The sequence below is a fragment of the Methylobacterium terricola genome, assembly GCF_006151805.1.
GTDB classification, from domain to species: Bacteria; Pseudomonadota; Alphaproteobacteria; order Rhizobiales; family Beijerinckiaceae; genus Methylobacterium; species Methylobacterium terricola.
In genome coordinates this window covers 163,640-188,015 of sequence record NZ_VDDA01000005.1, presented here as the reverse complement: position 1 = coordinate 188,015, position 24,376 = coordinate 163,640, and the positions used below count along the sequence as shown (strand labels likewise).

The 24,376-nt window shown below is 71.5% G+C and carries 20 protein-coding genes; 7 read left to right on the top strand and 13 right to left on the bottom strand.

Annotated features, from left to right (window positions below; genetic code table 11):
- Nucleotides 1-36 precede the first annotated feature (36 nt).
- From sciP to FF100_RS14180, 7 genes are all read left to right on the top strand, one after another.
- A complete protein-coding gene (gene sciP / locus FF100_RS14210) occupies nucleotides 37-312 on the top strand; it encodes a CtrA inhibitor SciP (RefSeq protein ID WP_048436039.1) in 276 nt (91 codons plus the stop codon).
- Nucleotides 313-510: 198 nt separating this feature from the next.
- Nucleotides 511-2,169, top strand: a complete 1,659-nt coding sequence (gene fliF, locus FF100_RS14205; RefSeq protein ID WP_139036597.1) for a flagellar basal-body MS-ring/collar protein FliF — start codon at nucleotides 511-513, stop codon at nucleotides 2,167-2,169.
- A gap of 62 nt (nucleotides 2,170-2,231) precedes the next feature.
- On the top strand, nucleotides 2,232-3,281 hold the full coding sequence (locus tag FF100_RS14200; protein WP_139036347.1) for a flagellar motor switch protein FliG: 1,050 nt from the start codon (nucleotides 2,232-2,234) through the stop codon (nucleotides 3,279-3,281).
- Nucleotides 3,282-3,342: 61 nt separating this feature from the next.
- Complete coding sequence (locus FF100_RS14195; protein ID WP_139036346.1) at nucleotides 3,343-3,981, top strand: FliH/SctL family protein; 639 nt, start codon at nucleotides 3,343-3,345, stop codon at nucleotides 3,979-3,981.
- Between the two features lie 57 nt (nucleotides 3,982-4,038).
- A complete protein-coding gene (gene fliN / locus FF100_RS14190; protein ID WP_139036345.1) occupies nucleotides 4,039-4,389 on the top strand; it encodes a flagellar motor switch protein FliN in 351 nt (116 codons plus the stop codon).
- 40 nt (nucleotides 4,390-4,429) lie between these two features.
- A complete protein-coding gene (gene flbD / locus FF100_RS14185; RefSeq protein ID WP_139036344.1) occupies nucleotides 4,430-5,818 on the top strand; it encodes a sigma-54-dependent transcriptional regulator FlbD in 1,389 nt (462 codons plus the stop codon).
- Between the two features lie 198 nt (nucleotides 5,819-6,016).
- Entirely contained in the window at nucleotides 6,017-7,978 is a 1,962-nt protein-coding gene (locus tag FF100_RS14180; RefSeq protein ID WP_171070167.1) for a methyl-accepting chemotaxis protein, read from the top strand.
- A 112-nt stretch (nucleotides 7,979-8,090) separates the two neighbouring features.
- Here the strand turns inward: FF100_RS14180 and FF100_RS14175 are convergent, their stop codons facing one another.
- The 13 genes from FF100_RS14175 to FF100_RS14115 all read right to left on the bottom strand — a co-directional run bounded on the left by FF100_RS14175 (nucleotide 8,091) and on the right by FF100_RS14115 (nucleotide 24,374).
- Nucleotides 8,091-8,342, bottom strand: coding sequence for a DUF6894 family protein (locus FF100_RS14175; RefSeq protein WP_139036342.1), 252 nt, complete (start codon nucleotides 8,340-8,342; stop codon nucleotides 8,091-8,093).
- A gap of 102 nt (nucleotides 8,343-8,444) precedes the next feature.
- On the bottom strand, nucleotides 8,445-9,968 hold the full coding sequence (locus FF100_RS14170; protein ID WP_246102080.1) for an ATP-binding cassette domain-containing protein: 1,524 nt from the start codon (nucleotides 9,966-9,968) through the stop codon (nucleotides 8,445-8,447).
- A gap of 40 nt (nucleotides 9,969-10,008) precedes the next feature.
- Complete coding sequence (locus tag FF100_RS14165) at nucleotides 10,009-10,947, bottom strand: branched-chain amino acid ABC transporter permease (protein ID WP_139036341.1); 939 nt, start codon at nucleotides 10,945-10,947, stop codon at nucleotides 10,009-10,011.
- Nucleotides 10,948-10,982: 35 nt separating this feature from the next.
- Nucleotides 10,983-11,858: a branched-chain amino acid ABC transporter permease gene (locus FF100_RS14160; RefSeq protein ID WP_139036340.1), complete on the bottom strand. Its 876-nt coding sequence runs from the start codon at nucleotides 11,856-11,858 to the stop codon at nucleotides 10,983-10,985.
- Nucleotides 11,859-11,977: 119 nt separating this feature from the next.
- Nucleotides 11,978-13,243 carry an ABC transporter substrate-binding protein gene (locus FF100_RS14155; RefSeq protein WP_139036339.1) on the bottom strand — a complete coding sequence of 422 codons (1,266 nt, stop codon included), beginning with the start codon at nucleotides 13,241-13,243 and terminating at the stop codon, nucleotides 11,978-11,980.
- A gap of 468 nt (nucleotides 13,244-13,711) precedes the next feature.
- Nucleotides 13,712-14,320 (bottom strand): 3-isopropylmalate dehydratase small subunit, encoded by a 609-nt coding sequence (leuD, locus tag FF100_RS14150; protein WP_139036338.1) that lies wholly within the window; start codon nucleotides 14,318-14,320, stop codon nucleotides 13,712-13,714.
- A gap of 2 nt (nucleotides 14,321-14,322) precedes the next feature.
- The gene (gene leuC, locus FF100_RS14145; protein ID WP_139036337.1) at nucleotides 14,323-15,729 is read right to left on the bottom strand and encodes a 3-isopropylmalate dehydratase large subunit; all 1,407 of its coding nucleotides are present in this window, start codon (nucleotides 15,727-15,729) and stop codon (nucleotides 14,323-14,325) included.
- Nucleotides 15,730-15,989: 260 nt separating this feature from the next.
- Nucleotides 15,990-17,390 carry an FAD-dependent oxidoreductase gene (locus tag FF100_RS14140; RefSeq protein WP_139036336.1) on the bottom strand — a complete coding sequence of 467 codons (1,401 nt, stop codon included), beginning with the start codon at nucleotides 17,388-17,390 and terminating at the stop codon, nucleotides 15,990-15,992.
- On the bottom strand, nucleotides 17,387-17,998 hold the full coding sequence (locus FF100_RS14135) for a cysteine hydrolase family protein (protein ID WP_139036335.1): 612 nt from the start codon (nucleotides 17,996-17,998) through the stop codon (nucleotides 17,387-17,389). Before FF100_RS14135 ends, FF100_RS14140 begins: the two co-directional genes overlap by 4 nt.
- Nucleotides 17,995-20,061, bottom strand: a complete 2,067-nt coding sequence (locus FF100_RS14130) for a hydantoinase/oxoprolinase family protein (RefSeq protein ID WP_139036334.1) — start codon at nucleotides 20,059-20,061, stop codon at nucleotides 17,995-17,997. The genes FF100_RS14135 and FF100_RS14130 overlap by 4 nt, the downstream gene beginning before the upstream one ends.
- Complete coding sequence (locus FF100_RS14125; RefSeq protein WP_139036333.1) at nucleotides 20,058-21,743, bottom strand: hydantoinase B/oxoprolinase family protein; 1,686 nt, start codon at nucleotides 21,741-21,743, stop codon at nucleotides 20,058-20,060. The genes FF100_RS14130 and FF100_RS14125 overlap by 4 nt, the downstream gene beginning before the upstream one ends.
- The gene (locus tag FF100_RS14120; protein WP_139036332.1) at nucleotides 21,740-22,606 is read right to left on the bottom strand and encodes an isocitrate lyase/PEP mutase family protein; all 867 of its coding nucleotides are present in this window, start codon (nucleotides 22,604-22,606) and stop codon (nucleotides 21,740-21,742) included. The genes FF100_RS14125 and FF100_RS14120 overlap by 4 nt, the downstream gene beginning before the upstream one ends.
- Nucleotides 22,607-22,979: 373 nt before the next feature.
- Entirely contained in the window at nucleotides 22,980-24,374 is a 1,395-nt protein-coding gene (locus FF100_RS14115) for an MmgE/PrpD family protein (protein ID WP_139036331.1), read from the bottom strand.
- Between the last annotated feature and the right edge of the window lie 2 nt (nucleotides 24,375-24,376).

The following is a 24,376-nucleotide window of genomic DNA, read 5'->3' as shown; positions in this document are numbered from 1 at the left end:
TCGGTCTCGACAGGTCAGTCGAGTGTAGAGCGTATCATGACCGAACCGCATCGCCCGAGGGCGAAGTATGTCATCGGGCCAGACGGAAGTCCGCTGACCATTGCCGACCTTCCCCCGACCGATACCCGCCGATGGGTGATCCGGCGGAAGGCCGAGGTGGTCGCCGCCGTGCGCGGCGGGCTTCTGAGCCTGGAGGAGGCGTGTCAGCGCTATACGCTGACCACCGAGGAATTCCTGAGCTGGCAGTACTCGATCGAGCAGCACGGCCTCGCCGGCCTGCGCACGACGCGCATCCAGCACTATCGGCAGTAGCCAGGTCGCGGCTCGGTCGGAGCCGCCACCGGCCCCCGGATCGCAGGTCCGGGACATCCTCGCGGCGCGTCTTGGCCGCCGGGGTGTCCCGGGCCTGCGCGCGTCCGTTTCGCTCGCGTTAACCAAGTCATAACCACGACTGGGCAAATTTTGCCTCCGAGGGGCCGATGGGGCTCCGGATGGCGGGTGCGTGACGTCGTGAAGCCGGTCCTCGATCTGGTGGCCAAACTCGGGCCCGCGCGGCTCGCCGCGATGGGGGCGGTGACCCTCGCGCTCATCGGGTTCTTCGCCTTCGTCATCCTGCGGGTGTCACGCCCCGAGATGGGGGTGCTCTACACCGACCTGTCGGTGCAGGATGCCGGCGCGGTGGTGCGCGACCTCGAGGCCAAGGGCATCCGCTACGAGACCAAGGGCGATGCCGGCCAGACCGTGCTGGCCCCCCGCGCCGACCTCGCGCGGCTGCGGATGGACCTCGCGTCGAAGGGCCTGCCGAGCGCCGGCGGCGTCGGCTACGAGATCTTCGACAAGGGCGACGCCTTCTCGTCGACGAGCTTCGTCCAGAACGTCAACCACCTGCGGGCGCTCGAGGGCGAGCTCGCCCGCTCGATCCGGGCGATCGGCCGGGTGCAGGCGGCGCGCGTCCATCTCGTCCTGCCCGAGAAGCGGCTGTTCTCCCGAGACCGCGAGTCGCCGAGCGCCGCGATCGTGGTGAGGCTCGCCGGGGAGCTCGATCCGGGCCAGGTCCGGGCGGTGCGCCACCTCGTCGCCTCGGCGGTCGAGGGCCTGAAGCCCGAGCGCATCTCGATCGTCGACGAGCGCGGGCGGCTCCTCGCCGACGGCGCCCGCGGCGCCGAGGACCAGGCCGGCATCGGCCTCGAGGAGCGCCAGACCGGCCTGGAGCGGCGCCTGCGCAACCAGGTCGAGGAGATCGTCGCCGGCATCGTCGGGCAGGGCCGGGCCCGGGTCCAGGTCACCGCCGAGCTCGACGCCAACCGGATCGAGAGCCGCTCGGAGACCTTCGACCCGGAGAGCCGGGTGGTGCGCTCGACCCAGACCCGCACCGAGAGCCAGCAGTCGCAGAGCACCGAGGGCGGCGTCACCGTGGGCAACGAGCTGCCCGGCGCCAACCAGGGCCAGCAGAACCAGGGCCCGCGCGAGGCCTCGAACAAGAACGAGGAGACCACGAACTACGAGATCTCCCGGGTCACCCGCACCGAGGTGAACGAGGGCGGCCGGGTCAAGCGCCTGTCGGTCGCCGTGCTGATCGACGGCACCTACGCGGCCGGCCCGGACGGCAAGGCGGCCTATGCGCCGCGGCCGGCGGCGGAGCTGGAGCGGATCACCACGCTGGTGCGCACCGCGGTCGGCTACGACAAGGCCCGGGGCGACCAGGTCGAGGTGGTGAACCTGCGCTTCGCCGAGACCCCGGCGGTGCCGGAGCTGCAGGAGCAGGGCCTCCTCGCCTCGCTCATGCAGCCGACCAAGGAGGACGTGCTGCGCATCGCCGAGATGACGGTGCTCTTCCTCCTCGGCCTCGTGGTGCTGATGACCGTGGTGCGCCCGCTGGTCGCCCGGGTGGTGACCGCCGACGTGCCGGCCCTGGCCTCGGTCTCGATCCTCAAGGGCGAGCCCGGCCTGATGCTGGCGGTGGAGGGGGGGGCGGCCGGCCTGGCCGGGTCGGGCGGATCGTCCGGCGCCGAGATCGCCCTGCCCGAGAGCCAGGCCGGCCGCCTCGTCGAGTTCGCCAAGATCAACGGCAAGGTCCAGGCTCAGACGATCGAGCGCGTGGTCGACATCGTGAAGACCAACCCGGCCGAGACGGTCGAGGTGCTGCGCACCTGGATCAACGACCGCTGACGCCGCCCGGCCCACGGCCCCTCGAATCGCAACGCCTTACGCTCGCAGGATGAGCTGACGTCATGGCCGCAACCCCGATGCCGCTCGCCCGCCCCACCGCCGGGGCCGCCGGCTACGCCGAGATGCCCGGCACGCAGCGCGCCGCTGCGCTGCTGCTGCTGCTCGGCGATGAGGACGGCGCCCCGATCTGGCGCATGCTGGAAGAGGACGAGATCAAGAAGGTCTCGCATGCCATGGTCCAGCTCGGGTCGCTCGAGGCCGACGTGGTCGAGCACCTGATCATCGACTTCGTGTCGCGGCTCTCGGCGAGCGGCGGCATCACCTCGAGCTTCGAGCGCACCGAGACGCTGCTCCTGAAGATCTTCCCGCCCGAGCAGGTCGCGGTGATCATGGCGGAGGTGAAGGGCGCCTCGGGCCGCCGGGTCTGGGCCAGCCTGACCCAGATCGATCCCGAGATCCTGGCCTCGTTCCTGCGCAGCGAATACCCGCAGACCGTCGCGGTCATCCTGTCGCGGGTGCGCTCCGACTACGCCGCCAAGGTGCTGACGATCCTGCCGGAGGACTTCGCCATCGACGTCCTCAACCGCATGCTGCGGATGGAGACGGTGCAGAAGGAGGCCCTGCGCCACATCGAGGAGATCCTGCGGGTCGAGTTCGTCTCGACCATCGCCCAGACCACCCGGCGCGACGCCCACGAGCTGCTGGCCGACGTGTTCAACGCCTTCGACCGCCAGACCGAGATCCGGTTCCTCGCCGCCCTCGACCAGGCGAACCGCGGCTCGGCGAAGAAGATCCGCCAGCTGATGTTCACCTTCGACGACCTGATGAAGCTGGATGCCGGCAGCGTCCAGACCCTGATGCGCAGCGTCGACCGCGACGTGCTGGCCCGGGCGCTGAAGGGCGCCTCCGACCCGGTCCGGGCATTCTTCTTCGCCAACATGTCGAGCCGCGCGGCCAAGAACATGCAGGACGAGATGGGCTCGCTCGGGCCGATCCGCCTCAAGGAGGTCGACGAGGCCCAGTCGAAGATGACCGACCTCGCCAAGGACCTGGCCGAGAAGGGTGAGATCATGATCGCCAAGAACAGCGCCGAAGAAGAGCTGGTCTATTGATGCCGACCGTCGCCCGCCCCGCATTCGCTCCGGTTCGACCCGGTTCCGGGAGAGCCGCCTGATGGCGCAGATCCGGCGTTTCCTGTTCGATACCGATTTCCGCCACCCCGACGGCAAGCCGCCGCGCGAGGAGGCCGGCGGCGCCGAGGCCGAGGCGCAGGCCCGGGCCGCCGCCGCGGCGGCGCAGGCGGCCGAACGGGCCGCGATGGAGGCCGAGGCCTTCGCCCGCGGCCTGCAGGAGGGCCGCGCCCAGGCCGAGGCCCAGGTCCAGGCGCGCCTCGCCGACGCCCTCAACCGGGTCGCCGCGGCGGCCTCCGGCATGATCGGCGCCGCGGATGCCCGCGACGCCGAGCGCGAGGCCCAGGCCCTCGACTTCGCCGTGACCCTCGGGCGCAAGATCGCGGGCGCCGCCCTCGACAGCCATCCGGTGGCGGCGATCGCCGAGGCCGCGGGCCGCGCGCTGCAGCACCTGCGCGGCGTGCCGCATCTGGCGATCCGGGTCCACGACGCCCTCGTCGACGAGACCGAGCGGCAGGTCACCCGGCTCGCCCGCGAGCGCGGCTACGAGGGCCGGCTGATCGTGCTCGGCGATCCGGGCCTCGCGGCGGGGGATGCCCGCATCGAATGGGCCGATGGCGGCGTGGTGCGCGAGCGCGCGGCGATCGAGGCCGCCATCCTCTCCGCGCTCGCTCCCGCCTGATACGCCGTCCTCGCCCGACTCCTGCCCGACCTTCTCTCCGCTCCCACAGGTACCCCGATGACCTCCGACAACGATCTCGGCCTGCCCCAGCTCAGCGAGGCGGATCTCGCCTTCGACACCGCCTCGGTGGGCGCGATGCGCGACGCGCCGGTCGCCGCCAAGTCGGCGGCCGACCTGGAGCAGGTCTTCGACGTTCCGGTGATGGTCTCGGCGGTGCTCGGCTCGTCGCGGATGCCGATCGGCGACCTGCTGCGGCTGGGGCCGGGCACGGTTCTGGAGCTCGACCGCAAGGTCGGCGAGGCGATCGACATCTTCGTCAACAACCGCCTCGTCGCCCGCGGCGAGGTGGTGCTGGTCGAGGAGCGCCTCGGCGTGACGATGACCGAGATCGTCAAGGCCGACGGCTGACCCCCGCCCCATCCGCAACCGACGCCCCGGAGGACCCGCCATGCGGCTCTTGATCATCGGACGCCTGAACGGCGAACTCGTCACCGCCTCCCGGATCGCGATGAGCCGCGGCGCCGCCGTGACCCAGGCCGACGGGATCGAGCAGGGCCTCAACGTGCTGCGGATCAAGGGCGCCGACCTCATCATGGTCGACGTGTCGCTGCCGATCCGCACCCTGGTGGCGGCGCTCGCCGACGAGCGCATCCGCACGCCCGTCGTCGCCTGCGGCACCGGCACCGACGCCAAGGCGGCGGTCGCGGCGATCCAGGCCGGCGCCAAGGAGTACATCCCGCTGCCGCCCGACCCCGATCTGATCGCGGCGGTGCTCGAGGCGGTGGTGGCCGATGCCCGGGCCTTCGTGTGGCGCGATGCCTCCATGGAACGGGTGGTCAAGCTCGCCGAGCAGGTGGCGCGCTCCGACGCCTCGGTGCTGATCACCGGCGAGAGCGGCACCGGCAAGGAGGTGCTGGCGCGCCACGTCCATGCCCGGTCCAACCGCGCCCAAAAGCCCTTCGTCAGCGTGAACTGCGCGGCGATCCCCGACGCGCTGCTCGAATCCGAGCTGTTCGGCCACGAGAAGGGCGCCTTCACCGGCGCGGTGGCCCGGCGCATCGGCCGGTTCGAGGAGGCCAATGGCGGCACGCTGCTCCTCGACGAGATCTCCGAGATGGACGTCCGGCTCCAGGCGAAGCTCCTGCGGGCGCTGCAGGAGCGGGTGATCGACCGGGTCGGCGGCACCCAGCCGGTGAAGGTCGACATCCGGGTGCTCGCCACCTCGAACCGCAACCTCGCCGAGGAGGCGCGGAAAGGCACGTTCCGCGAGGATCTGCTCTACCGGCTCAACGTCGTGAACCTGCGCCTGCCGCCGTTGCGCGACCGCCCGGCCGACATCCTCGAACTCGCCGGCCACTTCGCCCGCAAATACGCCGAGGCCAACGGCCTCGCCGTCCGGCCGCTCTCCGCCGAGGCGCGCCGCCTCGTCACTCAGAGCCCGTGGCCCGGCAACGTGCGCGAGCTGGAGAACACCCTGCACCGGGCGGTGCTGCTGGCGAGCGGGCCGGAGATCGACGCCGACGCGATCCGCTCGCCGGAGGGCGACGCGCTGGCGGCGGGACCGGCGCCGGCCGCCTCGGGGGCTGCCGGCGCCGCCGCCCGGGCGGTCCAGGCGGCCGAGGCGGTGACCCGCGGCTTCGTCGGCCGCTCGCTCGCCGACGTCGAGCGCGACCTGATCCTCGACACCCTCGACCATTGCCTCGGCAACCGCACCCACGCCGCCAAGATCCTGGGGATCTCGATCCGCACCCTGCGCAACAAGCTCAACGAATATACCGGCGCCGGCATCCCGGTGGCCGAGCCCGGCCACACCCGGGCGCTGGCGGCCTATGGCTGAGGCAAGGAGCATCGCACGGTCCGTTCTTGTCGGTCCTTCGCGACAGCAGGACCTTCGTCCTTGGATCGTATCGTGGGCCGGGACGAAAGACCGCTCAGTCTTTAAGCCTGCCTTAGCGGAAACATTCCATCGTTGTCCGGCGAGTGAGCCTTGAACGGACGGGCGGGATCGATGCGGGCGTGGATCAAGGGCGGACGCATGGCGCGCCTGTCCATCAAGGCGAGGATCGTCTCGGGTTTCGGCGTCGTGCTGGCGACGACCGTCGGCGTGGCGGTCTCGGGCTACATGCTGGTGACCCAGGTCGGCACGGACTTCGCCGAGTACCAGCAGAACCGCGCCAAGACCGAGCATGTCCGCTCCGTCGACATGGCGATGATGCAGACCCGGTTCGAGCTGAGCCGCTGGCTCCAGCGCTTCGACGCCGCGGCGCTCAAGGTCGCGCGGGACCACCTCGACAAGTCCCTCGCCCTGATCGAGCGCGGATCCGCGATCGGGCTCTCGGCCGACGAGCTCGCGGTCAGCGACAGGATCGGCAAGGCCTTGCGTGCCTACGGCGCCGAATACGCCAACCTGGCCCGGATCAAGGACGAGGAGCTGGCGCTGCAGGGCCGCGACATCGACCAGGCCGGCGACCAGATCGCCGCCGCCCTGTCGCAGCGGCGCACCCGCGCCTTCGAGTCCGGCGACCTCGACCAGGCCCGGATGCTGAACGGCGCCGCCGACGCGTTCCAGGCCGCCCGCGACCAGCTCGTGCCGTTCAAGGCGACGGGCGATGCCAAGACCCTGGCCGCGGCGGGCCAGTCCGCGGCGGCGGCGCAAGGGAAGCTGCAGGGTAATGCCGACCTCGCCGCCAAGCTGACCGCCTGGCGGGCGGCGCTGGAGCGCGCGGCGGTGCTGGCCGGCGAGTGGAGCAAGCACCTGAAGCTCTCCCGTGTCGCCCGCGACGACTCGATGAAGGCGTCCGAATCCCTGCTGGCGGGGGCGACCCGCGAGGGCCTCGCGGCCGAGGAGGATTTCGCCCGCAGCGTCGCGCGCGGCACGACGAGCTTCCTCCTCAAGGCCGTCGGCATCGTGATCCTGGGAATCCTGATCTCCCTCCGGCTCGCCGGCTCGATCACCGGGCCGCTGCAGCGCCTGTCCGGCGCCATGGCGGCGCTCGGCAGCGGCGCCCGGTCGATCGCGGTCCCGGGAACCGAGCGGGCCGACGAGATCGGCGCGATGGCCCGCACGGTCGCGCTGTTCCGCGACGGCCTGATCGAATCCGAGCAGCGCGGCGCGGAACAGCGCCGCGACACCGACGCGAAGGTCGACCGGGCGCGCCATCTCGAGGCGCTGACGCGGGGCTTCGAGGGCAAGGTCTCGGCACTGATCGCCACCCTGACCGCGGCGGCGGGCGAGATGGAGGCGGCGGCCCACTCGATGTCCCAGTCGGCCGCCCAGGCCACGAGCCTCTCGGCGGGCGTCGCCGAGGCGGCGAGCCAGACCTCGGCCAATGTCGGCAGCGTGTCGAGCGCGACGGACGAGCTCTCCGCCAGCATCGACGAGATCGTGCGGCAGGTCGCCCATTCCTCGGTCATCGCCGGCCGCGCCGACGCCGAGGCGGCGCGCACCGAGGCGACGATCCGGGCCCTGGCGGCGGGCGCGCAGCAGATCGGCGACGTGATCCAGATCATCACCAGCATCGCCGGCCGCACCAACCTGCTCGCGCTCAACGCCACCATCGAGGCGGCGCGGGCCGGCGAGGCGGGGCGCGGCTTCGCGGTGGTGGCCGCCGAGGTCAAGGACCTCGCCACCCGCACCGCCCGGGCCACCGACGAGATCGCCGGCCAGGTCGGCAGCATCCAGGCCCAGACCGTCCAGGCGGTGCAGGCGATCGAGGCGATCGGCGGCACCATCCGCGACATGAACGCCATCGCCACCGGCGTCGCCAGCGCGATGGAGCGCCAGAGCGCCGCCACCGGCGAGATCGCCCGCAACGTCCAGCACGCCGCCCACAGCACGCAGGTGGTCTCGGGCCACATCGACGAGGTGCAGCGCGGCGCCGACCATACCGGCGGCACCGCCGACCAGGTGCTGCACGCCGCGCGGGCGCTCGCCCGTCAGGCCGCGACGCTGGAGCGCGAGATCGGCGGGTTCGTGGCGGAGATCAAGGCGGCGTAGATCTGGCCGGGGATACCGGCGACCTCCGTCACGTCACCTCCGGGGCCCGACAGTGGAACCCGGGATGACGGGGAGGGTGGACACCGCGTCGCGCGAGGCGACCGCTCGCCGGTCACTGCGCCTGCAACCGCGGAATCGCATCCGCGAACCGCGCGATCGGCAGGAACAGGCTGAAGCGGCGCTCCTTGTCCTCGACGTGGATGATCGCCTCCTTCCACTCGGGCTCGCGGCAGGCGCGCCGCTTCAGAAGGCCGGCGATATGCGCCGAGCAGGTGATGATCTCGTGCGGCTCCTCGAGCTCGACGCCGCGGGTGTCCCGAATGAGACGGCTGCCGACCTGGAAATGGAAGTAGTAGCAGGACATTCCGTGCTCTCCTGGGCTGGCTGTCCTGCACGAGTACGGCCCCTGGTCTCGGGCTGCCTTAACCCGAGTCAAGCGTTTCGGGATTCCTCCCTTCGAGGCCGGTCACAGGTAGCCGGTGCCGGCCTCCGCCGCGAAGCGGTCGGGCGGGCCCTCCCAGACGATGCGGGCGTGTTCCAGCACGTAGACCCGGTCGGCATGGGGCAGCGCGAAGGTGACGTTCTGCTCGCCGAGCAGCACGGTGATCGGGGTCGTCTGCCGCAGGCGCTCCAGCGCCTTCGAGAGCTGCTCCAGGATCACCGGGGCGAGGCCGAGCGTCGGCTCGTCGAGGATCAGGAGGCGCGGCTTCATCATCAGGGCGCGGGCGATGGTGAGCATCTGCTGCTCGCCGCCCGAGAGGGTGCGGGCGATCTGGCCGCCGCGGCTCTTCAAGATCGGAAACAGCTCGAACAGCCAGTCGAGCTGGCGTGCGCTCTCGGCCTTCGGAAGATGCTGGCCGCCGAGATCGAGGTTCTCGCGCACGCTCATCTCGCCGAACAGCTCGCGGGTCTCCGGCACCTGGACGATGCCGCCGCGGGCGATGCCCGCGGGCGTGCGCTTCGCCAACGATTCGCCCGCGAAGCTGATGCGTCCGGAATGCGGGACGAGGCCCGAGATCGCATTGAACAGCGTCGTCTTGCCGGCGCCGTTGAGGCCGACCACCGAGACGAACTCGCCCTCGTGGACGTGGAGGTCGACCCGGCGCAGGGCCTGGGCCTTGCCGTAGAGCACGTCGAGCCCCTCGACCGTGAGGAGCGGCGCACCGGAGACGTTCGCCTTGGGCCGCGCGGCGGTCTCGATGCTGCCGCCGAGATAGACCCGGCGCACGGTCTCGTTGCGCATCACCTCGGCGGCCGTGCCCTCGGCGACGCGCTCGCCGAGATACATCGCGAAGACCCGGTCGACGAGGGCCGACACGCTCTTCACGTTGTGGTCGACGAGGAGCACCGCCTTGCCCTCGTCGCGAAAGCCGCGGATCAGGGCGGAGAAATCGGCGACCTCGCCGGAGGTCAGGCCGGCGAAGGGCTCGTCGACCAGCACCACCTTGGGGTCGCGGGCGATCGCCTTGGCGAGCTCCATCCGGCGCAAGTCCGCGAAGGGCAGGGTGCCGGGGCGCCGGTCCATCACGGCCCCTAAGCCCACCCGCTCGGCGATGGCGCGCGCCCGTGTCTCGACGCCCGGATCGGCGAAGAGCCGAATCAGGCTGTCGGGCAGGAGCGCGAGCTTGATGTTCTCCAGCACGGTCTGCCGGTGCAGCGGGCGCGAATGCTGGAAGACGAGCCCGATCCCGGCCCGTGCCACCCGGTGCGAGGGCCAGCCGGCGATCTCGGTGCCGTCGAGCCGGATGCTGCCGGCATTCGGCCGCTCCAGCCCCATGATCAGCTTCATCACCGTGGACTTGCCCGAGCCGTTCGGCCCGATCAGCCCGACGATCTCGCCGGCCCGCACCGTGAAGCCGATCGACTTCGCGGCGACGAGGCCGCCATAGCGCTTGGTCAGCCCCTCGACCGCGAGCAGCGGAGGACCGGCGGCCGGCGCGGGGGTGGAGAGCAGGGGGGCGGTGGACGTGTCGAGGACGGCCGCACTCATGAACGCAACCCTTGTCGGAAGGCGGGAACGGGGGCGGTCATCAGGCGCGGTGCCCCTCGCCGCGGCCCTGGCGGGTCAGGATCCCGAGGAGGCCCGCCGGCACGAACAGGATCACCGCGAGGGCCGCGGCCGAGACCACGAAGGTCGAGAGGGATCCCAGCGGCCGCAGCACCTCGCCGGCGGCGATCAGGAACACCGCGCCGAGGACGCCGCCGACGATGGTGCGCCGCCCGCCGAGCACCGCCCCGATGATGACCTGGACGCCGACCGAGACGTCGATCAGCGTGCCGACCGAGGCGGTGCCCATGTAGAAGACGAACAACGCCCCCGCGAGGCCGGAGAACACCGCGCTGACGCAGAACGCCGCGAGCTTGTGCTTGGCGACGTTGAAGCCGAGCGCCCCGGCCTCGACCGGGTCCTGCCCGCTCGCCTGGAGGATCAGCCCGACCGGCGAGACCGCGATGGCGTAGAGGATGAGCCCGCTCACCCCCATGAAGCCGAGCGCGATCCAGTAATTGGTCGCCGCGTCGATGCTGATCACGTCGGGCACGGTGAGCCCGATCTCGCCCCCGGTGGTGTCGGCGAAGACGACGATGAGGTTCTGCAGGATCAGGACCGCCACGACGGTGGTGAGGCCGAAATAGGGGCCCCGCACCCGGAGCGCCGGCAGCGCCAGGACGAGGCCGCCGATCACCGCCGCCACCGCGCCGGCCAGCAGGCAGAGCGGGATGCCGATGCCGTGGCCGTTGAGGATGCCGGCGGTGTAGGCCCCCAATCCGATCAGGAAGGTCGGCCCGAAATTGACCTCGCCGGCGAAGCCGAACAGCAGGTCCCAGGCCATCGAGAACACGCCGAAATAGTACGCGACGGTGAGGAGCCCGAGGATGTAGCCCGACACCCAGAGCGGCAGCACGCTGGCGAGCGCGAGGCCGATCAGGCAGAGCCAGAACAGCGGATTGCGGAAGGTCTTGGCGAGCATGGGGCCTCTCAGCGACATCGAGGTGGAGCCGGGCGTCAGCGACGCCCGAGCAGGCCCTGCGGACGGACATACATCACGGCCACGAGCAGCAGCAGCGCCGGGATGCTCCGGTAGGCCGGGGAGACGAGGTAGGCGGTGAGCGTCTCGAGGTAGCCGACGACGTAGGCCGCGATCAGCGAGCCGGAGACGCTGCCGAGGCCCCCCAGCACCACGATCGAGAAGGCGCTGGCGGTGAGCGGGCCGACGCTGTAGCTCGACACGCCGAGGAACTGGCCGAGCAGCACCCCGGCGATGCCGGCGAGCACGCCGTAGATGATCCAGATCGCCACGTAGATCTTCGACAGTTCGAAGCCGAGCAGCGTCACGCCGCGCGGGTTCATCGACGCGGCGAGCAGCACCTTGCCGGTGCGGGTGCGGTTGACCAGCAGCCAGAGCAGACCGATCACGCCCCAGCACACCACGGCGGTAAAGACCTGGTTCCACGGCGTGCGCACGCCCGCGATGGTCACCACGCCCTCGACGATCGGCATCACCGTCTTGGCATTGCTGGTGAACAGGTAGGCGATGAACTCCTGGATCATGATGCCCCACAGCAGCGTGCCGGTGAGGATGAAGATCTCCTTCTCCTCCGGCGGGATCGCCCGGGAGCGGTCGATCGGGCGCACCACGATTCCGTAGGTGGCGAGCGTGAGCACGGTGCAGACGGCGACCCCCGCGGCGGCGCCGGCGTAGGGGCCGAGGCCGAACTCGCTCGACGCCGCCCAGGCCACCACCGCGGCGGTGACCATCAGCGCGCCGTGCGAGAGGTTGAGCACGCCGGAGACGCCGAAGATCAGGGTGAAGCCGGTGGCGCCGAGGGCGTAGAGCGCCGAGATGGCGAAGCCGTCGATGAGGATCTGGAGCGCGGTCATGGGGCTCGCTTGGGGCTCGCTTGGGCAGAGGAGGGGGCGAGGCGCGCGCGAACTCCCCCTCTCCCAAAGGGGAGAGGGGATCCCGCGCCTGCCGGATCAGGGGAGATCGACGGCGGCCGTCAGTTCGCCGCCGTGCCCGCCTTGACGAAGCTCGGGAAGGTGATCTTCCCGTTGGCGACGTTCGGCGGCCAGATCGCCAGCTGCTTGCCGTCCTGCCACTGCATCATCATGCCGGAGACGAGGCCGGGGCCGTACTTGATCGAGTGGGTGAACTCGTCGTCCTTGCCGTAGAACTGGATGCGCCCGAGGGTGCCCTCCCAGTCGGTCTTCTCCAGCGCCTCGACGAGCTTGTCGGGATCGGTCGAACCCGCCCGCTTCACCGCGTCGGCGATGTAATAGACCTCGTCATAGGCCGTGTAGCCGGCATAGCCCGGATAGTTGCCGTACTTCGCCTTGAAGGCTTCGGCGAAGGGCGCGGTCTTCGGCGTCACGGTGGTGCCGGGTGCGGCGAACATCTCGAACAGCACGCCCTCGGTCGCGCCGTTCGTCTCCTTCCAGAAGGTGGCGTTGGTCGCCTGCGAGGCGATGCCGATCATCGGGATCGGCACCTGCTGGCTGCGCCACTGCACCGTCGGCTGCACGCCGACATGCGAGATGCCGGTGACGATCACGTCGGGCTTGGCGCCCTCGACGCGGCTGAAGATCGGGTTGAAGTCGGTGGTGCTCGGCGAGAACCGGATGTGGTCGAGCACCTTGAGCCCGACCTTCGGCAGGCACTCCTTGTAGCCCTCGTCCAGCGGCTTCGTCCACGCCGCGTCCTCGCTCATGATCACGGCGGTCTTCATCTGCCGCCCCTCGACCAGGATCGCCTTGGCGGCGTCGCAGACGGCTTGCGCCTGCGCCTTCGAGGTCAGGTAGCCGTGGAAGGAATACTTGTAGCGGGCGTAGTCCTTGTGGACGTTGAGCGGGATCTCGTTCGAGGCCGCGCCCGGGGTGATGAAGGGCAGCTTCAGCCGGGCCGACCAGGGCTGGAGCGCCAGGACCACCTCGCTGATGTAGCTGGCGATGACGGCGTGGGCCTTGTCCTCGCTCGCCGCGCGCTGGAAGGCGCGGACCGCGTCGGCCGCCGAGCTCTTGTTGTCGTAGGGGATGATCTCGATCTTGCGCCCGTCCATCCCGCCCTTGGCGTTGATCTCGTCGGCGGCGAGCTGCGCCGCCTGCGGGATCGAGGCGCCGGCGATCGCCTGCGCCTCGGCGATCACCGCGATGCGGATCGGATCGGCGGCCTGAACGGTCGAGAGCGAGGCATTGGCGGCCAACAGGATGGTCGACCCAAGCAACGCGCGGACGAGCCGCCGCCCGGCGACGGATGCGCATTCCAGCATGACGTTCCCTCTTCGGCCGCTGTTCGATTGGTGGCGTCGCGGCTCGGGCGGGGAGTGTAGCGAGAGCTTTTTAGATCACAAGGTGCCGATCGGCCGGGGGATGGCGGGGGTGGGGATCGTGCGGCGAGCCATCGCGTGGGTGCATGGCTGCGGAACGGGGCCGAGAACCCGGGAGCGTCGGTTTCCTCAAGGGCGCGCGTGAGCGTCCGCAGCGGCACGGGGAGCCGGAGCCGCGATGCGCATCGATCGCGGGCGGGCTCCCGATGCTTTCGACGGTGTCGAAACCCTCCCCGTCATCCCGGGGCTGCGCAGCGGAACCCGGGATCCATGACCTCGGATGTTTCGGCAAAAAGGCGACCGACGCTCCGCCTCGTCCTTCACCCTCAGCGGTGATCGATCCCGGGTTCTCGGCTGCGCCGGGCCTCGGGACGACGTGGCGCGTCGGTCAGGTCGGTGCCGATCCGGCGATCATGCATGGACCGCCGGCACCCGCCACGGCTCCTCCGCCGCGACCCTCGCCTCGTAGGCCGCGATGGCCGCCGCGTGCTCCAGCGTCAGCGCCACGTCGTCGAGGCCCTCGACGAGGCAGCGCTTCTTGAACGGGTCGATCTCGAAGGGAAGCGCGGCGCCGTCCGGGTCGGTCACGGCCTGGGCCGGCAGGTCGACCGTCACCTCGGCACCGGGCGAGGCCGCGAGCCGCGCGCGGAGGGACGCCACCACGTCCTCCGGCAGGGTCACGGTGAGGAGCCCGTTCTTGGCCGCGTTCGAGGCGAAGATGTCGCCGAAGCTCGGGGCGATCACGCAGCGGATGCCGCCGTCGACGAGCGCGTAGACCGCGCCCTCGCGCGACGAGCCGCAGCCGAAATTGCGGTCGGCGACCAGGATGCCGGCGCCCGCATAGGCCGCGGCGTCGAGGGGATAGGCGTCGCCGCGCCGGCGCTCGTCGTGGAACAGGAAGTTGCCGTAGCCGGCGCTGCGGGGCTTCTTCAGGAAGCGGGCCGGCAGGATCTGGTCGGTGTCGATGTTGGCGACCGCGAGCGGCACCGCGACGGCCCGGAGCGTGGTGAAGGGCTGCATGGTCAGCGGCTCCCGAGCCGGCGGATGTCGGTGAGGCGGCCGGTGACGGCGGCGGCGGCGGCCATGGCCGGGCTCATCAGATGGGTGCGGGCATTCGGGCCCTGGCGGCCCGGGAAGTTGCGGTTGGTGGTCGAGGCGCAGCGCTCGCCCGCCGGCACGAGGTCGCCGTTGATGCCGACGCACATCGAGCAGCCCGGCTCGCCCCACTCGAGACCTGCGGCGCGAAACACCTGGTCGAGCCCTTCCGCTTCGGCCTGGCGCCGCACCGGGCCGGAGCCCGGCACGACGAGGCCCGGCACCCGCGCCCGCTGCCCGCGCAGCACGCCGGCCGCGGCGCGCAGGTCCTCGATACGCGAATTGGTGCAGGAGCCGATGAACACCCGGTCGATCGCGACCGATTCGAGCGGCGTGCCGGGGGTGAGGCCCATATAGTCGAGCATCGCCCGCATCTGCCCGGCCTTGGCGGCATCCGGCTCCGCTCCCGGATCCGGCACCGCGGCGGTGACCGGCAGCGCCGTCTCGGGGCTGGTGCCCCAGGTGACGGTGGGGGCGATCGTGGCGGCGTCGAGCGTCACCTCGCGGTCGAACCGCGCGCCCTCGTCGCTCGGAAGACGCCGCCAGGCCGCCACCGCCTGCGCGAACAGCGCGCCCTTCGGAGCGTGGGGGCGGCCCTCCAGGAACGCGAAGGTGGTGTCGTCCGGGGCGATCATCCCGGCCCGGGCGCCGGCCTCGATCGACATGTTGCAGATGGTGAGCCGCCCCTCCATCGACAGGCTGCGGATCGCGCTGCCGGCATATTCGAGCACGTGCCCGACCGCGCCGCCGGCGCCGATCTCCGCGATGATCGCCAGGATCACGTCCTTGGCGGTAACGTGGGGGCCGAGCTGCCCGTCGATGCCGACCCGAAGGGTCTTCGGCCGGCGCTGCCACAGGGCCTGCGTGGCGAGCACGTGCGCGACCTCCGTCGCCCCGATGCCGAAGCCGAGCGCCCCGAAGGCGCCGTGGGTCGAGGTGTGGGAATCGCCGCAGACGACCGTGAGGCCCGGCAGCGTCAGGCCCTGCTCCGGCGCCAGCACGTGGACGATGCCCTGCGCCCGGTCGTCGAGGCCGAAATGCCGGATGCCGTGCCGGCCGGCATTGGCGGCCAGGGTCGAGACCATGTTGGCGATCTCGGGGTCGGGGATCGGCCCCTGGCGGTCGCGGGACGGGACGTAGTGGTCGGCCACCGCGAAGGTCAGCTCGGGTCGGCGGATCCGTCGGCCGGCATGGTCCAGCATCCCGAAGGCGTGGAACGAGCCCTCGTGCAGCAGGTGCCGGTCGATGGCGAGGAGTGCCTGACCGTCCGGGCGGGTCGCCATGACGTGGGCGTCCCAGACCTTGTCGAGGAGGGTGCGGGGTTGCGGGGTCATCGGGCGTCCTCCGCCGTGTTCGTTGATGTCGAAATCTTTGCAACCCTCACCCCTTTCCCGGACGACTGCAGCGTCAGCGGAAGGAGATCCGGGATCCAGCCATCAGACTCGCCGCGGAGCGGCTCCGTATGCTGCACCGTTGCAGACAGATGGACGCTTCGCGAGTTCGTGTGCTGGTTCCCGGATCTCCTTCCGCTGTCGCTCCGGTCGTCCGGGAAAGGGGAGGGTGTCATAAATGGTGAGTGCGAGATGGTGAGGCGTTACGGACTCACGAACCTCATCGCGCCCGCCGCCTGCCCGGCGATCCGCCCCAGCGCCACCGCCGCCAGCAGCCCGTTGCCGGAGAGGTACCCGCCCGGCCCGGTCCCCGACACGCCGCAGGCCGCGCCACCCGCCGCGAACAGGTTCGGGATCGGCGCGCCGCCCTGCGTCAGCACCCGCGCGTCGTCGTCGACCACGAGCCCGCCCTGGGTGTGGAACAGCGCGCCCGTCACCCGCACCGCCCGATAGGGCGGGTTCAACGCCGGCACGTCCGCGAACGTGCGGCCGAATCCGTCCCGGCCGCCGTCGCGTTTCAGCGCCTCGACCTCGGCCAGGGTCTCGGCGAGGGCCGCCTCCGGCAGGTGCAACCGCGCCGCCAGTTCCTCGATCGTGTCGGCCTCGACGATCGCCCCAGCGCTCTCGGCCTTGCGAAAATCCTCGAACTGGCGCGCGATATCAGCGATGCGCGCGTCGAACACCGTCACGGCGGTGCCGCCGGGCTGGCGCAGCACCTCCGCCGCCTGCTCGGAATAGCCGCGGCTCTCGTCGGAGAAGCGGCGCCCGTCCCCGTTCACCTGGAACCCGCCCTCGGTGACCGTGGCCCAGGTGATCAGGATGCCGTGCGGATGCGCCACCGAGCCGTGGCCCTGGTGGCCGGAGAGGTGGCGGGTGGCCGCACCCAGGGCCTCGCCCCAGAGCAGCGCGTCGCCCTGGTTGCCCTCGTGGCCGAAATAGAGCGCACCGGCCAGCTCCGGCACGTGCTGCGCCACCAGGGCCTTGTTGCCGCCATAGCCGTTGCAGGCCAGCACCAGCGCCCCGCAGGCGACCCGCTCGCGCGCGCCGTCGGGGCGGACCAGGGAGAAACCCCGGATCGCGCCGGCCTCGGTATAGAGCGTGTCGACCCGGGCCTCGCACAGGATCGGGATGCCGGCCGCCTCGACCGCCCGGGCCAGGCGGTCGACCAGCTCCTCGCCCGACCGGCTCGGCAGGCCGTGCATGCGGTTCGCCGAATGGCCCGGATAGCGGAAATCGGTGATGACCGAGAAGGGCAGGCCATGCCGGTCGCTCAGCCATTCGAGGGCCGGGCCGACGGCTCCCGCAAGGCGCGCGACGAGGGCCGGATCGGGCTCGTCATGCGCCTTCGCCATGATGTCGGCGGCAAACAGGTCCGGGCTGTCGCCGAGCCCGGCCTCGCGCTGCCAGCGGGTGCCGGGGGCCGGGATCAGCCCGGCCGACAGGGCGGTCGAGCCGCGTGGCACGGGATCGCGCTCGATCACCAGCACCTCGGCCCCGGCCTCGTGGGCGGCGAGCGCCGCCACCAGCCCGGCGGCCCCGGCGCCGATCACCGCGACCGGAACCTCGATGTCGAAGACGATCCCGTCAGCGGGGTCGACCCTCATACGGAGAGCTCCTTCAGCACCTCGGCGACCTCGGCGACCCGGCAGACCGGCTTGAGCGCGTCGATCGCGGTTCGATGGACGGCCGGCGAGAAGGCCGCGCAGCCATCCGACAGGACCGTCACCGAGAAGTCCCGCACGTGGGCGTCGCGCACCGTCGAGGCGACGCCGCCATTGGTGACGATGCCCGACACGATCAGCCGCTCGATTCCCGCCTTGCGCAGGACCCATTCGAGCCGGGTCATGTAGAAGGCCGAGTAGGCGACCTTCTCGACCGACAGGTCGGCGGGCTGGAGCTCGTCCACGAGCCCGTGACCCCAGGCGCCGGGCAGGAAGTCGCCCTTCGCCAGGAACGGCCGCAGCTCTTGCAGGTGAGCCGAGATCATCGGCTCGCCGCCCTTGCCCGGCACCAGGGTGAAGTGGGTCGAGACGATGAACCCGCCCCTGGCCCGGATCAGCTCGGCGAGCGGCCGCACCGTGGCGGGCACGGCGGCGATCTCGGGCGCGGACTGGCCGGCGCGGCCATAGGCGCCGTCCGGGTGCAGGAAGTCGTTCTGCAGATCGCAGATCAGGAGCGCGGTGCGCGCGATCGGAACCGGACCATGGCTCATGCGGGCGCTCCCGTGCGGGTGACCACGACGTTGCCGAGCCGGTCGACCCGCGCCGTCAGGTCGGGATCGACCACGGTGGTGGCGTCGGGCTGCTCCATGATCGCCGGGCCGGGGATCTCGGCGCCGACGGGGAGCGACAGGCGGGCATAGATGGCGGCCTCGTGCCAGGCGCCCGAGAACCAGACCGGCCGGCTGCCGAGGCGGGCCGCGTCCAGCGAGGCATCCGCTCCCGGCGCCAGGGCGGCGAGATCGAAATGCGGCCGCCGGCCGATCGCGGCGGTCCGCAGGTTGACGATCCGGGTGCCGAGGCCCGGCAGCAGCCGGCTGAACGAGGTGCGGTAGGCCGCCTCGAACGCCGCCTGGATGACGGCCGTGGTGATCCCCGTGGTGCCGTCCGCGACCGTCACCGGCAGGGCCACCGCCACGGTGTGGGTCTGGCCGACATAGTGCATGTCGAGCTCGAACACCGTGTCGATCCGCGAGACGGTGAGGCCGGCGGCCTCGACGACCGCGCGGGCGGCTTGCGCCTCCGCCACCATGCGCCGGTCGAGGGCGGCGGCATCGAGCCCGGCCAGCGACAGGTTCAGGGTCTGGACCTGGTCGTGGCGGATATCGGCGATGACGCAGCCGAGGGCCGAGGTGACGCCCGGATAGCGCGGCACCAGGGCGCCGCGCAGGCCCACATCCTTGATCAGCGCGCCGACATGCAGCGCCCCGCCGCCGCCGAACGGCACCGCGGCGAATTTCTGGGGGTCGTGGCCACGCTCGATCGAGACGAGGCGGATCGCGCCGGCCATCTTGCCGTCGGCGACCCGCACGATCGCTTCCGCCGCCGCCATCACGTCGAGGCCGAGGGGGGCTGCGACGTGCTCGCGGATCGCCGCCTTCGCCGCCTCGACGTCGAGGCGCTCGAGTGCCCCGCCGATCGGCCGCTCGGCGTTGATGCGGCCGAGCACGACGTTGGCATCGGTCAGCGTCGGGCGGGTATTGCCCTGGCCGTAGCAGACCGGGCCCGGCCGCGAACCGGCGCTCTCCGGGCCGACCTGGAGCAGCCCGCCGGCATCGACATGGGCGATCGATCCGCCGCCGGCCCCGATCGTGCTGATCTCGATCATCGGCGTGCGGATGACGAGGCCGAAATCGATGGTGGTCTGGGCCGCCAGCGCCGTCTCGCCCTCGACCACCAGCGACACGTCGAAGGAGGTCCCGCCGAGATCACCCGTGATCACGTTCGGGAAGCCGGCCTCCTGGGCGATGGCCGCCGCCGCGATCACCCCGGCCGCCGGCCCCGACAGGGCGGTACGCACCGGCAGGCGCCGGGCGGTGGCGGTCGACATCACGCCGCCATTCGACTGGACGATGTGGAAGCGGCCCTCGAACCCTTCCGAATCCAGTGCCCGGTCGAGCTTGCCGAGGTAGCTGCCGACCACCGGCTGGAGATAGGCGTTGAGCACCGTGGTCGAGGTGCGCTCGAACTCGCGGATCTCCGGCAGGATGCCCGACGAGCGCTCGACATGGGCGTTCGGCCACACGGCGGCGGCGGCGTCGAGCGCCACCCGCTCGTTCTCCGGGTTGGCGTAGGCATTGACGAAGCAGATCGCCAGGGCCTCGGCGCCGTTGGCGAGAAGCGCGCGGGCGGCTTCCGCCACCTGATCCGGATTCACCGCCTCGCGGATCGTGCCGTCGGCGAGCGTGCGCTCGTCCACCTCCAGGCGGAGATCCCGGTCGACGACGGGGACGAAGTCGCCCCACAGGCCCCAGGTATGGCGCCGGTCGCGCCGGCGCATCTCCAGCACGTCGCGGAAGCCCCGGGTGGTGATGAGGCCGATGCGGGCGCCCTTGCGCTCCAGGAGCGCGTTGGTGCCGACCGTCGTGCCGTGGACGATCGAGGCGAGCCCGGCGACCGGGCCGAAGCCCTTCAGCCCGGCGAGGAAGCCCACCGCCTCGTCGCCGCGGTTCGACGGCACCTTGCCGGTCTGAAAGCGGCCGGCGGCCTCGTCGTAGTAGAACAGATCCGTGAAGGTGCCGCCGACATCGACGCCGACGATGGCGCGGGGGGTCATTGATCGTCTCCGGTCGTCAGGGCGTAGTCGCGGACGGCGGCCTCGCGGGTCACGTAGCCGAGGCGCAGGTCGCGCTTGAGCGCGTCGCGGTCGCGCTCGGCCGGGTGGCCGAAGCCGCCGCCGCCGGGGGTCTCAAGCCGCACCCGCTCGCCGGCCCTGATCCGCACATCGGTCACCTTCGAGACCATCGGCGGGCTCGCCCAGCCGTCAGGCGTCTGCCAGGCGAAGCGGTTGAGCGCCGCCGGCTGCCCGCCCTTCACGCCGAACGGCGCCACCTTGCCGCGCTCGCCGAGCAGGAACACGTCGGCATCGGTCAGGGTCTCGATCTCGTAAGTGGCGCCCAAGCCCCCGCGATGGGCGCCTGCCCCGGCGCTGTCGGGCCGCAAGCCCCATCGGGTGAAGACCACCGGATAGGCGGCCTCCAGGATCTCGACCGGCGGGATGGTCGCGGTCGAGATCGGGTTGTTGGCGTGGCTCAGGCCATCGGTCTCGGGATTGCCCCCTAAGCCCCCGCCGAAGAACGAGAACATCACCCAGCGCGAGCCGTCGGCCCGGTGGCCGGCGAGCGACAGCGCGTTGATGGTGCCGAACGGCGCGGCGGTCGCCCGGTCCGGATCGGCCTCGGCCAGCGCACCCAGCACCACGCCGATCAGCCGCAGGATCGTCTCGGTGTAGCCGGCCATGGGCTTCGGGGCGCCGGCGCCGAGCAGTGTCGTCTCCGGCACCGTGAAGGTGATCGGCCGCAGGCAGCCGGCATTGGCCGGCACCTCGGTGAAGACGTGCTTCAAGGCCACGTAGCAGGCCGCCACCGTGGTGGCGTGCGAGATGTTGATCGGCCCCTGCGCCGGCGCCGACGAGCGCGAGAAGTCGAGGACCATCCGGTCGCCGGCGATCGTCAGGTCGAGGGCGATGGTCAGGGGCTCGTCGACGATGCCGTCATTGTCGAGCACGTCCTCGAAGCTGTAGCGGCCATCCGGCAGGGCGCGGATCGCGGCGCGCATCAGCGCCTCGGCCCGGTCGGAGAAGGCCGCGAAGGCGGCGTCCACCGTGGCGTCGCCGGCCTCGTCGAGGAGGGCGGTGAAGCGGCGCTCGCCGAGATCGAGGGCGTTGAGCTGGCCGTTGAGGTCGCCCCAGTTCGAGGTCGGCACGCGGGTGTTGGCGGCCAGGATGTCGACGATGTCCTGGTTCAGGCGCCCGGCGGAGAACAGCTTGACGGGCGGGAAGCGCACGCCCTCTTGGAAGCTCTCCGTGGCCTTCGGGTTGTAGCCGCCCGGCACGTTGCCGCCGATGTCGAGCCAGTGGCCGACCGAGGCGAGCCAGCAGAAGAGCCGTCCGTCCCGGAAGACCGGGCGGACGAGGCGGAAGTCGTTGAGGTGGGTGCCGCCGCTATAGGGATCGTTGAACAGGAAGGTGTCGCCCGGCTCCAACCCGCCCTCGCGCTCGACCTTGGCGATGACGGCCTTGACCGCGAAGGCCATGGCGCCGACGAAGATCGGCAGGCCCTTGGTGCCCTGGACCAGGGTGTCGCCGGTTGTGGCGTGGTAGAGGCCGTGGCAGGCGTCGCGGGCCTCGGCGATGATCGGGTTGAAGGCCGAGCGGTAGAGCGTCGCGTCCATCTCGTCGGCGATCTGCTCCAGGCGGCCCTTCAGCACCGCCAGGGTGACGGGATCGATCGGGGTCATTGTCCCGCTCCTTCATAGGCACGGCCGCGGGCCAGCATCTCGGGCGTGCCGATCAGCGCGTTGAGCTCGCCGAAATCGAACATCCGGTCGGCGAAGGGCGTGTTGGTGCCGGCCTGGGCGAGCGAGCCGTAATAGGCCTTCGCGGTGCGGGCGAGCGCCCGGACGATGCCGCCGGGGAAGATCACCAGCTTGAAGCCGAGCGCCCCGAGATCGGCAGCCGAGGCCAGCGGCGTGTCGCCGCCCTCGACCATGTTGGCGAGCAGCGGGCGGGTGGTGCCGAGCGCCTTCGTCACCGCGGCGAGCTGGCTGGCCGAGCGCGGCGCCTCGACGAACAGCACGTCGGCCCCGGCCTCGGCATAGGCCTGGGCCCGCTCGATGGCGCGCTCGAAGCCCTCGACCGCCACCGCGTCGGTGCGGGCGACGATCAGCGTCTCGGCGCTGCGGCGGGCGTCGAGGGCCGCCCGGATCTTGCCGACCATCTCGCTCTGGCCGATCAGCGTCTTGTCCTGGAGGTGGCCGCAGCGCTTCGGATAGCTCTGGTCCTCGAGCTGGATCGCGCTGGCGCCGGCCCGCTCGAACAGACGCACGGTGCGCTCGACGTTGAGGGCGTTGCCGTAGCCATTGTCGGCATCGACCACGAGGGGCGTCGCCACCCGGTCGCGCACCAGGGTCACGGTCTCGGCGACCTCGCTCATCGAGACGAGGCCGATGTCAGGCCGTCCGAGGCGGGTATAGGCGATGGCCGCGCCCGAGAGGTACAGGGCCTCGAAGCCCGCATCCGTGGCGAGCGAGGCCGTGAGGGCGTCGTAGACGCCCGGAGCGACGAGGACGCGGTCCTCGGCGAGGCGGGACTTCAGGGACATGACGCGGAACATTCCTCGTTCGGTTTCATCGCATTCGTGGGCGCGCGATGCTGCTCTCCCTCACCGCTCAAGCAGCTGTGCGGGAAAGGGACAGGCGCGGGTCCCCCTCTCCCGTGTGGGAGAGGGGACAGGGGTGAGGGTGGCACGCTTCCGCAGTAAATCTCAGATCATCGTGCTGGCGGCGGAACGTTCGAAGCCTTTAACGGCGCCGTCTCCACCCTCACCCCTACCCCTCTCCCACACGGGAGAGGGGATCCCGCGCCTCATTTTGCCTACGCAGCGCTCGTTGAGAGCCATAATCCACATAGTCTGACGATTTTCGCCAATTCTAATCGGCGAACTGGCGAGGATCTGAGCCAATCGTATCTTGCGCTCACGCCACCAGCGCCAGCAGTTCCCCGATCCCCTCCGCCGTCTCGATCCCCGCCACCGCCCGGATGACCGCTTCGCTCCGCTCCGCCCCCCAGACCGGCCCCGCGAGCGCCCGGAACTTCTCCCGGACATCGTCGGCCGAGTACGGGTCCTCGGTATCGCCGCGGTTGGTGAGCGCCTTGGCCGCGAGCTTGCGGCCGTCGGCGAGCGTCAGCGTGACCTTGGCGGGCCGCAGACCCGGCAGCTGTGCCGTCATGGTCGGGTCCTCCTGCACCATCACCCGGCGGGCGAGGGACAGGATGCGGCGGTCGGATCTCGCCGCGTCGCGGAAGGCGTCGGTGTTCGCCTCGCCCCGCACCAGCGCCGTCGCGAGGGCGAAGGGCAGGGAGAACTTCGCCGCCAGCATCGTCTCGGGCGCCGGATGGTCGAGCTGCGCCGCCCAGACGTAGGTGGCGACCTCGACCGAACGGACCGCGTCCGGGTCGAGCGGGCCGGCCTCGGCCCGGATCTGCGCCAGGGCGTCGAGGGCGCCGTGGGTGTAGCGGCAGGCGGCGTGACGCTTGAAGTAGTTGCGGGCGATCTCCCAGCGGGTTCCCAGATCGTCGACCATCGCCTCGGGCGAGAAGTCGTCGGCGAGGATGCCGCCATAGACCGTGCCGATCCCGTCCCGCTCCGGCAGGAAGCCGCTCTCGGCGAGGTCCCAGGCGGTCAGCCCGAGCTGGTTGGAGAAGCCCGCATAGGTGTTGCGGACCGTCGCCCCCTCCAGCATCGTGCGCCGGCTGGTGCTCAAGCCCAGCGACGAGGCGAGGCCGATTGCCCGGCCGATCCCGGCCGCGTCGGCGCGATGAAGCTTGGCGACGGCGAGCGCCGCCCCGACCGTGCCCCAGGTGCCGTGCGGGTGCATCGTCACCCGCAACCGCGAGGCGATGCCGATCCGGGCGCCGATCTCGTAGCCGAGGACGAGGGCCGCGAGCAGGTCGGCACCCGAGGCGCCGACCGCCTGCGCGGCGGCCAGCGCCGCCGGGACGACGTGGATCGCCGGATGGCCGCGGGCGTATTGGTTGCCCTCGTCGAGCTCCAGCGTCGTGCCCGCAGTCCCGTTGACGAGGGCGGCGTCGCGGGGATCGAGGGAGAGGCCGCTGCCGATCGCCGGAGCGGCGCCGCTGCGGCGGGCGGCGAGGCGCTCCGCCAGCGCCCGGCATTCCGGCTCGCGCATCCCGGCGGCGATGACGCCGAGGCTGTCGAGAAGGACGAGGCGGGCGCGGTCGAGCGCCGGCTCGGCGATGTCGGCGGGGGCGAGACCGGCGGCGAACGCCGTCCAGCGGCCGAGCCAGGCGGGGCTCGGCTCGGCGAGCAGGGTGGTGGCCGGGACGATACCGGGGGTGACGATACCCATGG